This is a genomic window from Bradyrhizobium sp. LTSPM299 (assembly GCF_000938235.1).
Classification (GTDB): domain Bacteria; phylum Pseudomonadota; class Alphaproteobacteria; order Rhizobiales; family Xanthobacteraceae; genus Bradyrhizobium.
Map to the genome: position 1 here is coordinate 1 of NZ_JYMU01000017.1, position 14,146 is coordinate 14,146.

The window sequence follows — 14,146 nt, forward strand, 5'->3', positions numbered from 1 at the left end:
GGCCGGCCCATCGCTTCACACAGCCCTTCCGCATCCCGCCCGTCGTTCTTGTTCCGCATCACGTAGGGCTTCACCAGCTGTGGGGCCATCAGCTTCACCTCATGGCCGAGCTTGCGGAGCTCCCGCGCCCAATATTGCGAAGCCCCGCAAGCCTCCATCCCGATCACGGTCGCCGGCAGTTTGCCGAAGAACTCCAACACCCGGTTGCGCGAAAGCTTCTTGCGCAGCACCGGCCGCTCCGACGCATCAACCCCATGCAGCACAAAAATATGCTTCGACGTATCCATTCCAATTCGGATAATCTCTCCCACGGACGGCTCCTTTGTCTGAGATTTGCAACAACCTCATTCTGGCACACTGATGCCGTAGGGGGCCGTCCACACCATCAACCACGAATGGAAATTGGTTGCGCGACGCTGGGGTCCCAGCTCACTTCAACAACGCAAGCCCGTGGTTGGGTCCCGGCCTGCGCCGGGACGACGTGGAATTTGTGTGCTCGCGCCTTCCGCTACTTCGTCTGCTCTTCCTGCAAATCCAGCATCGCCCGCAGCGTGTCGGCACTGAGCTTGCCGTTCGGCGAGCCTGTTCGCCGCTCCGTGGCCTCGATCGGGCGCGAGTGCCGCGGAAGCACCGGCGCGCTGCGCACCGGTGCGCCATCCCCGACGTCACCAGCCTCCTCGGTCTCATCAGTCTCGCGCGCACCAGAGGCGGTGCCGACGCCGCGCCGCCGCCGCGTTTTCTTCGGCTCGGGGGGCGGCGGCGTATAGACGATCGGCGGCAGTGTGTGATGGCGCGACACGGTGCTGGCTCCGGTGGTCTGTCCACACATGAAGCTGCTGATTCGCGGATTTTCGCCACTGACAAATTGGTAACGTTGCAGCACAGGGCCACATTGCACCATCAGCACGGTCAGCAGATATTTCCCGTCGGCAATATGGAAACAGAGATCGCGCAATGATGCTGCCCGACGGCTACTCCGACGTCCCATCAGGCAAGGTCGCCGCGGTCGTCACCCATCTGGAGATGACCGCGCGCCCACAGCAGCGCGACGATCCGCGCGGCGCCTGGAGCCTGCGCAAGGCCGAGCGGCCGGCGCTCGACTGGTTTCGCGATCTCTTTCGCCGCGTCGGCGAGGAGTGGCTGTGGTTCGCCCGCGCGCGCATCAGCGACGCTGAACTCGCCGCGATCATCCACGCGCCCCAAGTGGAGGTCTACGCGCTGGTCCACGATGTCTGCGACGAAGGCCTGCTCGAACTCGATTTCCGCGAGCCTGGCAATTGCGAACTCGTCTACTTCGGTGTCACTTCAAAGCTAATCGGTACCGGCGCCGCCCGCTTCCTGATGAACCGCGCGCTCGAACTCGCCTGGTCGCGCGATATCAGCCGCGTCTGGCTGCACACCTGCACCTTCGATCATCCCGCAGCGCTGGCGTTCTACCAGCGCTCGGGGTTTCGTCCGTTCCGGAGGCAGATCGAAGTGGCGGATGATCCGCGGCTGGACGGCACGGCGCCGCGCGATGTCGCGCGGCATGTGCCGGTGATTGAGTGACGATGCGCGCGACGCCCCCGCGACCACCACTGTCGTCGCCAGCGAAAGTGGTGGTTGCAATGCGGCCCGGCGCATCTAGGATGATGCAAAGCGCAACCCCTGACGTGTCCGTCATCCCCCGAAAGCCTCGCTCTCGAGGAATGGTTCTCTGCGGCGTGTCCGATAGTGAGGCGAAAGATGTTCCTGATCGGCCAATACGACTCGCCCTTCGTCCGCCGCACCGCGATCGCACTGCGGCTTTATGGTCTGCCGTTCGAGCACAGGCCGTGGTCGACCTTTGGCGACGGCGACAAGGTCGCAGCGTATAATCCGCTGCGGCGGGTACCGGCGCTGGTGCTCAATGACGGCGAGGCGTTGATCGAGAGCGGGGCGATCCTGGATTATCTCGACGAGCTGGTCGGGCCGGAGAGGGCGATGATCGCGCGATCGGGTGCGGAGCGGCGCAAGCATCTGCGCATCGTGTCGCTGGCGACCGGGCTCGGCGACAAGGCGGTCAGCCTGATCTATGAGCGCGTGCTGCGCAAGGAGCCGCTCAAGCTCTGGGTCGAGCGCTGCGAAATACAGATCGCGGGTGTGCTCGCCGCGCTGGAGCAGGAGCGCGCCGCGGTCGCGACGCCGTACTGGTTGGGCGACCGTATCGGCCATGCCGATATCGCGGTCGCCTGCGTGCTGCGCTTCACCGGCGAGGCGCATCCGGCGTTGTTTGATGACCGCTATCCCGCGCTGAAGGCGCATGCCGCACGCTGCGAGGCCTTGCCGCCGTTCTTGGAGATCGTGCAGCCGCTGGCGCCACCGAGCGGTTAGGCCGTTAGCGCTGAGTTGCCCGACGGGGTACAAAGCTCGAACAATTCATCTCGCGAGAATACGGACGCGGATGTGTGAGTCACAGGCCGCGCAATAAAACTCGCTGTCGTCCCGGGCTTGACCCGGGACCCATAACCACAAATGTTCGTTGTTGCGCGACGCTGGGGCCACAGCCTTCTTCAACAACCCAACCCTGTGGTTATGGGTCCCGGCTTTCGCCGGGACGACGAATGGACGGGCCTGCGCACGCTACTTCGCGCGCATCGCGTCCGGCGTATCCGCCTGCACCCGCGGATGCGCCTTCGCAAACGCTGGCAGTGCCATCGCGGCCTCGTGGATGCGATTGACCGTCGGCCAGGGCGACAGGCTGATCTTCTGGTTGATCGCCGCGGTGACGTGGCCGACCAGGCAGATGTCGGCGAGCGTAGCCTGGTCGCCGTGGCAGAATGTTCCGGTTGCCTTGTGGCCGGCGAGGTGGCCTTCCAGTGCGGCGAGCGTCTCGACGGTCCAACGCCGGAACCAGGCGCTCTGCTGGGTGTCGCGCAGGTCGAGTTCGCGGGTGAGATAGCGCCGCACCCGCGGCGTCAGCAGCGGATGGCCCTCGCAGGCGACGATCAGCGCCAGCCCGCGCACCCGGGCGCGACCGAGCGCGTCGGCCGGCAGCAGCGGCGGGTTGGGATAGGTCTCGTCGAGATAGTCGATGATCGCAAGCGATTGGAACAGCACGGCGCCGTCGTCGGTCACCAGCGCCGGCAGCGCCATCTGCGGATTGATCTTGCGATAGGCATCGGCGCGATGGGCGTCTGCATCGATGTCGACGAACACGATTTCGGCCGGCACGTCTTTCAAATTGAGCGCGATCCGCACCCGAAAGCTCGCCAGCGATCGCCAGAAGGAGAAGAATTGCATGGGGAGTTCACTCCGCATTTCTTCCCCTCTCCCCTTGTGGGAGAGGGTGGATCAATCGCGCAAAGCGCGATTGAGACGGGTGAGGGGTCTGTCTCCGCCGATCGAGACCCCTCATCCGGCTCGCATCTGTCGATGCGAGCCACCTTCTCCCACAAGGGGAGAAGGGAAGGAAGACCTACCCCGCGCCGACGGCTTTCTTCCGCCAGGCGAGATGCACGGCGCAGGCGCAGCCCGGCGGGTGCGCGGCCAATTCCCTCGAGGCCTCGTCGTTGGCCGGGGTCGCGGCGGGCGCAATCACAGGTTCCTTGGCGCCGTCCTGCGACGGGATGTAGTTCAGCACCGGCGCCAGCCAGCGCTCGACCTCGGCGACCGTCATGGCCTTGCGCTCGGCATAGTCCTCGACCTGGTCGCGCTCGATCTTGCCGACGCCGAAATAGAAGCTGGCGGGATGCGACAGATAGAGCCCCGAGACCGAAGAGCCCGGCCACATCGCATAGCTTTCGGTCAGCGTCACGCCGGAGTTTTTTTCGGCATCGAGCAGCGCGAACAGCGTCCGCTTCTCGGTGTGGTCGGGCTGCGCCGGATAGCCCGGCGCCGGGCGGATGCCGTCGTATTTCTCCAGGATCAGCTCGTCCGGCGCCGACGCCTCGTCCGGCGCATAGCCCCAGAACTCCTTGCGCACGCGCTGATGCATGCGCTCGGCAAAGGCTTCGGCGAGGCGATCGGCCAGCGCCTTGCACAGGATCGAGGAGTAGTCGTCATTGGCGTTCTTGAAACGGTCGGCGACCACGTCCTCGCCGATCCCGGCGGTGACCACGAAGCCGCCGATATAGTCGGGCACGCCGGAGGAGACCGGCGCGACGAAATCGGACAGCGCGGCGTTGAAGCGGCCCTCGCGCTTCTCGAGCTGCTGGCGCAGGGTGTGGAAGGTCGCGATCTTCTCCTTGCGGGTCTCGTCGGCATAGACCTCGATGTCGTCACCGACAGCGTTGGCCGGCCAGAAGCCGATGGTGGCGCGGGCGGTGAACCATTTCTCCTGGATGATGCGCTCCAGCATCTTGCGGGCGTCGTCGTAGAGCGAGCGGGCGACCTCGCCGACCTTGGGATCGTCGAGGATCGCGGGGTAGCGGCCGGTCAGTTCCCAGGTCTGGAAGAATGGCGTCCAGTCGATGTATTCGGCGAGCTCGGCAAGGTCATAGGCGTCGAAACTCTTGCGGCCGAAGAACGTCGGCGCCTTCGGCGGCGCCGCCGCGAAATCGATCGCGACCTTGTTGGCGCGGGCGACGCCAAGCTTCAGCCGCTTCTTGTCGGCCTGGGCGCGGAAATGCGCCGCGGAGATCTTGACGTATTCGGCGCGGACCTCGGCGGCATAGGCCTGCCTCCGCTCGGGCGACAGCAGCGAGGAGGCAACGCCGACGGCGCGGCTGGCGTCATTGACGTGCACGACGGGACCGCCCGGATAGTTCGGGTCGATCTTGACGGCCGTGTGGACGCGGCTGGTGGTGGCGCCGCCGATCAGCAGCGGCAGGTTCATGCCCTGCCGCTCCATCTCGCCGGCAAGGAAGCTCATTTCGTCGAGCGAGGGCGTGATCAGGCCGGAGAGGCCGATGATATCGGCGCCTTCGGCCTTGGCGGTCTCGATGATCTTGCTGGCGGGCACCATGACGCCGAGGTCGATGACCTCGAAATTGTTGCACTGGAGCACGATGCCGACGATGTTCTTGCCGATGTCGTGGACGTCGCCTTTCACGGTGGCGAGCACGATCTTGCCGGCGGCGTTGCGGCCGTCGCTGGCGAAGCCATTGGCGCGGTTGCGCGCCTTCTCTTCCTCCATGAACGGCATCAGATAGGCGACCGCCTGCTTCATGACGCGCGCCGACTTGACGACCTGCGGCAGGAACATCTTGCCGTCGCCGAAGAGGTCGCCGACCACGTTCATGCCGTCCATCAGCGGGCCTTCGATCACGTTGAGCGGACGCTCGACGTTCTGCCGCGCGGCTTCGGTGTCGGCCTCGATGAACTCGGTAATGCCATGCACCAGCGCGTGGGACAGCCGCTTCTCGACCGGCCATTCGCGCCAGGCGAGATCCTGCTCCCTGGTCTGCTTCTCCTTGCCACGGAATTTTTCGGCCAGCGCCAGCAGCCGCTCGGACGCGCCGGGATCGCGGTTGAGGATGACATCTTCGCAAGTTTGGCGCAGCTCAGGGTCGATGTCGTCATAGACGATCATCTGCCCGGCATTAACGATGCCCATGTCCATGCCGGCCTTGATGGCATAGTACAGGAACACCGAGTGCATGGCCTCGCGCACCGGCTCGTTGCCGCGGAACGAGAACGACAGATTGGAGACGCCGCCCGAGATATGCGCGTGCGGCAGGTTCTTGCGGATCCAGCGCGTCGCCTCGATGAAGTCGACGCCGTAATTGTTGTGCTCCTCGAGGCCGGTCGCGATCGCGAAGATGTTCGGATCGAAGATGATGTCCTCGGGCGGGAAGTCGAGCCGGTTGACCAAAATGTCGTAGGCGCGCTTGCAGATCTCGGTCTTGCGCGCGAACGTGTCTGCCTGTCCGGTCTCGTCGAACGCCATCACCACCACGGCGGCGCCGTGGCGCTTTGCGATCGTGGCCTCGTGCAAGAATTTCTCCTCGCCTTCCTTCATCGAGATCGAGTTCACGATCGGCTTGCCCTGAATGCATTTCAGGCCGGCCTCGATGACGTGGAATTTCGAAGAATCGACCATCACGGGGACGCGGGCGATGTCGGGCTCGGCGGCGACGAGGTTGAGGAACTCGACCATCGCCTTCTCGGAGTCGAGCAGGCCCTCGTCCATGTTGATGTCGATGACCTGCGCGCCGTTCTCGACCTGGTCGCGCGCAACCTGCAGTGCTGCGGTGTAGTCGCCGGCGGTGATCAGCTTGCGGAAGCGCGCGGAGCCGGTGACGTTGGTGCGCTCGCCGACATTCACGAAGGGAATCGCATCGGTCAGCGTGAACGGCTCGAGGCCGGACAGCCGCAGTCGCGGCTCGATTTCGGGAACGATTCGCGGCTTGTGCGGCGCGACGGCCCTGGCAATCGCCGCGATATGGTCGGGCGTGGTGCCGCAGCAGCCGCCGACGATGTTGACGAGGCCGGCGCTGGCGAATTCGCCGATCAGCCCCGCCATGAATTCCGGCGACTCGTCGTACTGGCCGAACTCGTTGGGCAGGCCGGCATTCGGATAAGCACAAACCAAAGCGTCGGCGACGCGGCCGATATCGGCGATATGCGCGCGCAGATCTTCGGCGCCGAGCGCGCAGTTGAAGCCGATAGTGACGGGCTTGGCATGCTGCACCGAATGCCAGAACGCTTCGGGCAGCTGTCCGGAGAGCAGGCGTCCCGATTTGTCGGTGATGGTGCCGGAAATCATCACGGGCACGTCGATACCGCGCGCTTCGGTGATCTCCGCGATCGCATACAGCGCGGCCTTGGCGTTCAGCGTGTCGAAGATGGTCTCGACCAGCAGCAAATCGGCGCCGCCATCGAGCAGGCCGTTGATCTGCTCGCCATAGGACTTGCGCAGATCGTCGAAAGTCACCGCGCGATAGCCCGGGTTGGAGACGTCCGGCGAGATCGAGGCGGTGCGGTTGGTCGGGCCCAGCGCGCCGGCGACGAAACGCTCCTTGCCGTCTTCGGCGCTGACACGTTCCGCTGCGGCGCGGGCCAGCCGGGCGCCCTGCAGGTTCAGCTCATAGGCGAGGTCCGACATGTCGTAGTCGGCCTGCGCGATCGAAGTCGAGGAGAAGGTGTTGGTCGCGACGATGTCGGCGCCGGCGCGCAGATAGTCGGCGTGGATGTCCTCGATCGCCTTTGCCTGGGTCAGGATCAGGAGATCGTTGTTGCCCTTGATGTCGCGGTGGAAATCCTTGAAGCGCTCGCCGCGGAACGCGGCCTCGTCGAATTGCAGGCCCTGGATCATCGTGCCCATGGCGCCGTCGAGCACCAGAATACGTTCGCGAGCAGCCGCGAGCAGGGCGGTGCGCTTGGGAGAAACTGTCACTGTCATGATTCAGGCGGCCTTCTGGGCGCCATTCGGCCGGATGCCGAGCAAATGGCTGATCGCGAACACCAGGTCCGCGCGGTTCATGGTGTAGAAGTGAAAAGTGTCGACGCCGCGCTTGAACAGTTTCTGCACCTGACCGGCGGCAACCGTGGCTGCAACCAGCTTGCGGGTCTCGGCATCGTTGTCGAGGCCGTCGAACTTTTCGGCAAGCCAATCCGGCACGCTGGTGCCGGCGCGGGTCACGAAATTGCGGGCCTGTTTGAAATTGTGCATCGGCATGATGCCCGGCACGATCGGGATCTCGATGCCGCGCGCCCGCACCCGGTCGAGGTAGTGGTAATAGAGGTCGTTGTCGAAGAACACCTGGGTGATCGCGCGCGTCGCGCCGGCGTCGACCTTGGCCTTGAGCAAGTCGATGTCGACGTCGAAGTCGGCAGCTTCCGGATGCTTCTCGGGATAGGCGGAGACCGAGACCTCGATATCGGAATGACGCTTCCTGATTCCGGCGACGAGCTCGGCCGAGCTCTGGTAGCCGTCGGGATGCGTCGCATAGGCCGTGCCGATGCCACCGGGCGGATCGCCGCGCAACGCCACGATGTGGCGGACGCCGACCTCATGGTAGCGGTCGACGATCTCGTCGATCTCGCCGCGTGCGGCGCCGACGCAGGTCAGATGCGCGGCCGGCAGCAGGTCGGTCTCGCGGAGGATACGGGTGATGGTTGAATGGGTGCGCTCGCGGGTCGAGCCGCCGGCGCCATAGGTCACGGAGACGAAATTCGGGGTCAGTGGCGCCAGGCGGTTGATGGTCTCCCAGAGATTGCGCTCCATCTCCTCGGTCTTCGGCGGGAAGAATTCGAAGGAGATCTTTGGGGTCCTCGGCGCGCGGTGCCCGTTCGATACGGGAGAAACGGTCTCGGTCATGATACGCAGGGGCTCCGCAACAGGTGGGCAGACGTCTGGCCGGGTATGGAGGGGCTAAGATAGGCGAAACGGACCGGAGCAAACAGCCCATCGAATATGGGAAATTGCCCACTATGGCTATGTATCTGGCGTATTTTGGCTGTGAGAAAAGGACTGTGGGCAGGGAGTGCGAGTTGGGATTTTATGCCTCAATGTACTGAATAATATAGAATAAATTTATTTATTGGACTGTTGTTTCAATGAAAATCGCGTGTGGGCGAGGATGGCATGTCAGAGAGTTGTCGTAAACCTTCCCACGGCATGTCGATGACCGGTACTCATGGTCGGCGCGGACCTGATCTGCGCGTCCCGGGCCTTTGTCGGCTCACGCGGCCACACTAGGTTGAGCGCCATGATTCCGTTGTCCGTTCTCGACCTATCGGTCGTTACCACAGGCACCAAGCCTGCCGCTGCGCTGCGCAACAGCATCGACTTGGCGCGCCATGTCGACGGCCTCGGCTATGTCAGGTACTGGCTTGCCGAGCATCACAACCTCGCGTCCGTCGCGAGCCCCGCGCCCGATCTGATGATTGGGCAGATCGCGGCGGTGACGCGGAACATCCGCGTCGGCTCGGGTGGTGTGATGCTGCCCAACCATGCCCCATTGGTGGTCGCCGAGCGCTTCAAGATGCTGGAGGCGCTGTTTCCCGGCCGCATCGATCTGGGCCTCGGCCGCGCGCCCGGCACTGATGGCGCCACGGCCTACGCGCTGCGCAGCCGGCTCGACCGCCGCGAGGGCGACGATTTCCTCGAGCGGTTGCATGAACTGATCCTGTGGGAGACGCGCGATTTCCCGGCTGGCCACCCCTACAACAAGGTGGTGGCGATGCCGGACGACTCGCCGCTGCCGCCGATCTGGCTGCTCGGCTCAAGCGACTATTCTGCCGAGCTCGCAGCTCAGGTCGGGATGGGCTTTGCGTTCGCGCACCATTTCGCCACCCATGATGCGATCGCGGCGATGACGAATTATCGCACGCATTTCAAGCCATCGGGCTGGCGCGCCGCGCCGCAGGCGATCCTCGGGGTAGCCGTCGTCGCTGCGGAAACCGATGCGGAGGCCGACAAGCTCGCGCTTTCGATGGACCTCAACCGCCTGCGCCGCGACCGCGGCGAATATCTGCCGCTGCCCAGCGTCGAGGAGGCGCAGGCCTATCCCTACACCGATGCCGAGCGCGCCTCGATCGCGCGCAACCGCGCGCGGCTGTTCGTTGGCAGCCCGGCGACGGTGATGGCAAAACTGCAGCCGCTGATCGCGGGGGCCCAGGCGGATGAGCTGATGGTGGTCACCGCGGTCTACGACCATGACGCGCGGAAGAAGTCGTATTGCCTGCTCGCCGACGCATTCGGGCTCGGCAAGAAGGTGGCGGCGTAGGTCCCGTCAGTCCCGCGTTTCGCTGAATGTCGCGCGGAAGGGGTGGCCGGGATAGACGCCGACGATGCGGAATTCGCGCGAGAAGAATTTCAATTCCTCCAGCGCAAAGGCGAGCCCGCGGTCATCGGGGTGGCCGTCGACATCGGCGTAGAATTGCGTGGCGGAGAATTCACCGTCGACCATGTAGCTTTCCAGCTTGGTCATGTTGACGCCGTTGGTGGCGAAACCACCCAGTGCCTTGTAGAGCGCGGCGGGCAAATTGCGCACCCGGAAAACAAAAGTGGTGACCAGCGGCCCCGAGCCGGGCCTGGCCCAGTTGGCCTCGCGCGCCAGCACCACGAAACGGGTGGTGTTGTGGGCCTCGTCCTCGATGTCCTCGGCGAGGATATCGAGGCCATAGATGTCGGCGGCGAGGCGGGAGGCGATCGCGGCGACGCTCTTGTCCTTGCGTTCGGAGATGTCGCGCGCGCTGCCGGCAGTGTCGGCGGCGACGATCGGCCTGACGCCGAGCTTGCGGATTACGCGGCGGCATTGGCCGAGCGCGTGGACGTGGCTCTCCACGCTCTTGATGTCGGCAAGCTTCGTGCCCTTGATCGCCATCAGCTGGTGGCGGATCGGCAAAAACCATTCGCCGACGATGAACAGGCCGGATCCCGGCAGCAGATGATGGATGTCGGCGACGCGGCCGGCGACCGAGTTCTCGATCGGGATCATGCCGAGGTCGGCCTCGCCCGAGGAGATCGCGGCCAGCGCGTCCTCGAAGGTCGGGCAGGGCATCGGCTCGGCCTCGGGATAGGCCTCGGCGATGGCGATATGGGAATTGGCGCCAGGCTCGCCCTGGAACGCGATTTTCAGCTTCTTTGTCATGATTTCTTTCCTGCGGCGCCTTTTAGCACCGGATCAGGCTTTGGAAAGGATCCGCCGGGCGGTTTCGAGATCGGCCGGGGTATCGACGCCGCGCGGCACGGTATCGACGATGGTGACGTCGATCCGCATTCCGGCTTCCAGCGCGCGGAGCTGCTCGAGATTCTCCTGAAGCTCCAGCGGCGAGGGCGGGAGTGTCACGAACCGCTCCAGCGCGGCGCGGCGGTAGGCGTAGAGGCCGATGTGATGGTAGCGCGGTCCGTCGCCATAGGGCGCGGTGGCGCGGGTGAAATAGAGCGCGCGCAGCCGGTTCGGGCCGATCGGCGAGCCGACCGCCTTCACGACGCTCGGGGCCCGGTCCTCCTCCTCGGTATGGATTTGCGAGGCCAGCGTCGAAATGTCGACGGCGGGGTCGGCCAGCGGCGGCATCACGCTGCGGATGGTCTCGGGGGTGATCGTCGGGAAATCGCCCTGCAGATTGACCACGATCTCGGCCTTGCCGTCCGGATCCAGGATAGTCATCGCCTCATGGATCCGGTCCGAGCCGGAGGGATGGTCGGCGCGGGTCATCACGACCTCACCGCCGTGGGCTTTCACTGCAGCCGCGATCTCCGCCGTGTCGGTGGCCACCGCAACCCGGCCGATCCCGGCTGCCTCGGCCCGCCGCAGCACGTGGACGATCATCGGCAGGCCGGCGATATCAAGCAGCGGCTTGCCGGGCAGCCGCGTGGCCGCCATGCGGGCGGGAATCAGCACCAAGGTACGGGGTTCGGTCATCGTGTCGGGGGCCCGTCCGGCCGGCGGAAATTGATGGGGAGGGGGTGGAATTCGGCGCGTTTATACGGGTTGCCAGAGCGCGGGCAAACCGATATCTCAAACCTGCTTGGGGGGCGGTGCGATAAGGCCGATTCCTGAGTCTTTCCCACGGCCGTTTCCCGGCCTGAAGTCGACATTCAAGGCCCGGAGCCTGACCGAAAATGGACTCCTTCGAACTCAACAAGATTCTCGGTGCGATCCTTGGCACTTGCATTGTCGTCCTGGTGACGAGCTTTACCGCGGGTGCGGTGTTCTCGGCGAAGATGCCGGAGAAGCCGGGGTTCGAGATCGCGGTGAAGGAGGCGGTTCCCGCCGGCGGCGGCGAAGCTGCTGCGGCACCGTCCGAGCCGATCGAGAAGCTGCTGCAGACCGCCACCGCCGAAAAGGGCGCTGGCGCGGCCAAGAAGTGCCAGGCCTGCCACACGTTCGAGAAGGGCGGCCCCAACCGCGTTGGTCCGAACCTTTACGGCATCGTCGGCGAGAAGAAGGGCGAGGGCCGTGGCGGGTTCAATTTCTCGGCTGCCATGAAGGCCAAAGGCGGCGACTGGACCTTCGACGACCTGAGCAAGTTCCTGACCAACCCGAAGGCGTTCGTCCCGGGCACCGCGATGGGCTTCGCCGGCGTTCCGAAGGACAGCGAGCGCGCCGACATCATCGCCTTCCTGAATTCGAATTCGGAGCATCCCGAACCGATACCGACGGCTTCGAAGTAATAATTTGCTCTTTCGAGCACACGCGGACGAGACGGCCAGGCAATGCCTGGCCGTTTTCACATGGGGACCTAATATCGCGCGGTTGTTATCGGGACGTTTCGCCGCACCGGGATCGGTCCCGGGCTAATATCATGAGGAAAAAGCAACGTAACTTGTCGAACCGTTGCCTTATATTGGGTCCCATGTAACCGGGGGCCGCGAGCAGGAAACCGAATTTGGCGATCACCCGACGACATCTTCTTCAAGGCAGCGCTCTCGCCGCAATGGCGCCAGTGCTTGGATTGAACCCCGGTATGTCGGCGATCACGCCGGCATTCGCAGATGAGGCCCCAAACGGGCTGAAATGGCGACACGGCGTCTCCACCTTCGGCGAGATCAAATACCCTGCCGACTTCAAGCGTTACGACTACGTCAATCCGGACGCGCCGAAGGGCGGCGTCGCGCGGCTGTTCGAACTCGGCACCTACGACAGCTTCAACATGGTGGTCGCGGGGTTCAAGGGAACGGTCGCGTCGGGCGTCGGCCGAATCTACGATTCGCTGATGGATGCGTCGTCCGACGAGCCCGATACATATTACGGCACCCTTGCCGAGGCCGCGGCGTTTCCCGACGATTTCTCCTATGTGATCTACCGGCTGCGCGCGGGCGCGCGCTGGCATGACGGCAAGCTCATCACGCCTGAAGATGTGGTGTTCTCGTTCGGCGCGCTGAAGACCAACAGCCCGATGTTCAGCAGCTACTATCGGCACATCGAGAAGGCCGAGCAGATTGGCGAGCGCGACATCAAGTTCACCTTCGATAGTCCGGGCAATCGCGAATTGCCGATGATCACCGGCCAGTTGGTCGTGCTGCCCAAGCATTGGTGGGAAGGGATCGATGCGCAGGGCAACAAGCGCGACATCACCGCGACCACGCTCGAGCCGCCACTTGGGTCGGGGCCCTACCGGATCAAGGAGTTCGCCGCCGGACGCTCGCTGGTGCTGGAGCGGGTGAAGGATTACTGGGGCAAGGATAACCCCAATGCGGTCGGCCAGAACAATTTCGACGAGCTGCGTTATGAATTTTTCCGCGATGACACCGTCGGACGCGAAGCGCTGAAAGCCGACCAGTTCGACTGGTACAGCGAGCGCAGCGCCAAGGAATGGTCCGTGGCCTACGACGTTCCTGCGGTACGTGACGGGCGGCTGATCAAGGAGCTGTTCCCGGTCCGCAATCAGGGACGGATGCAGGGCTGGGTGTTCAACCTGAGGCGTCCGAAGTTCGCGGATGCAAGGCTGCGCCGCGCCTTCAACTACGCGTTCGATTTCGAAGAGATGAACCGTGTGCTTTCTTCCGGCGTGTATCATCGCGACTCCAGCTATTTCGACGGCATCCCCGATCTGATGGCGTCCGGTCTGCCCGAAGGACTGGAGCTGCAGATTCTCGAGACGGTGCGCGACAAGGTGCCGCCCGATGTCTTCACCGCGCCGTACAAGGATCCGGTCGGCGGCGATCCGGAAGCCGTGCGCAGCAATTTGCGCGAGGCGACGCGGCTTCTGAAGGAGGCCGGCTTTGAAATACGAGACCGCAAGTTGGTCGACTCGTCCGGGCAGCCTTTCACCGTCGAGATCCTCGGCGCCAGCGCCGATCCGGGCATGGAGCGAATTGCCTTGTTCTACAAGCCGAGTCTCGAGCGCCTCGGCATCACCGTCAATTTGCGGCCGGTCGACATTGTGCAACTTCAAAACCGTTTGCGCGATTTTGATTTCGAGCTGACGACGACTGTATGGGGGCAGTCGATCTCGCCCGGCAATGAAGAGCGAGATTTTTTCGGCTCGCAGGCCGCCGATCGGCCCGGTTCCCGCAATCTCGCTGGCATCAAGAATCCCGCGGTCGACGCCATCATCGAGCGCATTATCTTCGCCAAGAGCCGCGCCGAGCAGGTGGCTGCCAGCAAGGCGCTGGACCGTGTGCTGCTCTGGAACTTCTACTGCGTTCCCCACTTCAACTACGATCAGCAGCGTTACGTGCGCTGGGATCGCTTCAACCATCCCGACCTGTTGCCGAAATACGGCGTTTCGGGATTCCCAAATCTCTGGTGGTACGACGCCGCGAAGGCAGCCAAGCTCAAGGGCTCGTAGA

General features: G+C 64.2%; 11 protein-coding genes and 1 pseudogene. 5 read left to right on the top strand and 7 right to left on the bottom strand.

All coding sequences use genetic code 11. From position 1 onward, the window contains the following. Positions 1-311, bottom strand: a pseudogene (locus tag UP10_RS11570) (IS110 family transposase); the annotation flags it as partial. A gap of 197 nt (positions 312-508) precedes the next feature. Beyond that, on the bottom strand, positions 509-799 hold the full coding sequence (locus UP10_RS11575; protein WP_210167958.1) for a hypothetical protein: 291 nt from the start codon (positions 797-799) through the stop codon (positions 509-511). Between the two features lie 155 nt (positions 800-954). Here UP10_RS11575 and UP10_RS11580 point away from each other — a divergent pair, with 155 nt between their 5' ends. Both UP10_RS11580 and UP10_RS11585 read left to right on the top strand, forming a co-directional pair. Continuing rightward, entirely contained in the window at positions 955-1,548 is a 594-nt protein-coding gene (locus UP10_RS11580) for a GNAT family N-acetyltransferase (protein WP_044587487.1), read from the top strand. Positions 1,549-1,725: 177 nt separating this feature from the next. Beyond that, complete coding sequence (locus UP10_RS11585; RefSeq protein ID WP_044587488.1) at positions 1,726-2,352, top strand: glutathione S-transferase family protein; 627 nt, start codon at positions 1,726-1,728, stop codon at positions 2,350-2,352. A gap of 249 nt (positions 2,353-2,601) precedes the next feature. Here the strand turns inward: UP10_RS11585 and maiA are convergent, their stop codons facing one another. The 3 genes from maiA to metF form a co-directional block, all read right to left on the bottom strand. Next, positions 2,602-3,261, bottom strand: a complete 660-nt coding sequence (maiA, locus tag UP10_RS11590; protein ID WP_044587489.1) for a maleylacetoacetate isomerase — start codon at positions 3,259-3,261, stop codon at positions 2,602-2,604. Between the two features lie 175 nt (positions 3,262-3,436). Continuing rightward, entirely contained in the window at positions 3,437-7,303 is a 3,867-nt protein-coding gene (metH, locus tag UP10_RS11595) for a methionine synthase (RefSeq protein WP_044587490.1), read from the bottom strand. A 3-nt stretch (positions 7,304-7,306) separates the two neighbouring features. Then, on the bottom strand, positions 7,307-8,221 hold the full coding sequence (metF, locus tag UP10_RS11600) for a methylenetetrahydrofolate reductase [NAD(P)H] (protein WP_044587491.1): 915 nt from the start codon (positions 8,219-8,221) through the stop codon (positions 7,307-7,309). A 391-nt stretch (positions 8,222-8,612) separates the two neighbouring features. Between metF and UP10_RS11605 the strand changes: the two genes are divergently transcribed. Next, positions 8,613-9,632, top strand: coding sequence for an LLM class flavin-dependent oxidoreductase (locus UP10_RS11605; RefSeq protein ID WP_044587492.1), 1,020 nt, complete (start codon positions 8,613-8,615; stop codon positions 9,630-9,632). Positions 9,633-9,638: 6 nt separating this feature from the next. Here UP10_RS11605 and UP10_RS11610 read toward each other — a convergent pair whose 3' ends face one another. Together UP10_RS11610 and UP10_RS11615 are read right to left on the bottom strand one after the other, a co-directional pair. Continuing rightward, on the bottom strand, positions 9,639-10,499 hold the full coding sequence (locus UP10_RS11610) for a prephenate dehydratase (protein WP_044587493.1): 861 nt from the start codon (positions 10,497-10,499) through the stop codon (positions 9,639-9,641). 33 nt (positions 10,500-10,532) lie between these two features. Further along, positions 10,533-11,273 (bottom strand): 3-deoxy-manno-octulosonate cytidylyltransferase, encoded by a 741-nt coding sequence (locus UP10_RS11615; protein WP_044587494.1) that lies wholly within the window; start codon positions 11,271-11,273, stop codon positions 10,533-10,535. 200 nt (positions 11,274-11,473) lie between these two features. Between UP10_RS11615 and UP10_RS11620 the strand changes: the two genes are divergently transcribed. Both UP10_RS11620 and UP10_RS11625 read left to right on the top strand, forming a co-directional pair. Beyond that, entirely contained in the window at positions 11,474-12,025 is a 552-nt protein-coding gene (locus tag UP10_RS11620; RefSeq protein WP_044587495.1) for a c-type cytochrome, read from the top strand. A 263-nt stretch (positions 12,026-12,288) separates the two neighbouring features. After that, positions 12,289-14,145 (top strand): extracellular solute-binding protein, encoded by a 1,857-nt coding sequence (locus tag UP10_RS11625; RefSeq protein ID WP_044587496.1) that lies wholly within the window; start codon positions 12,289-12,291, stop codon positions 14,143-14,145. The last annotated feature ends 1 nt before the right edge of the window (position 14,146 follow it).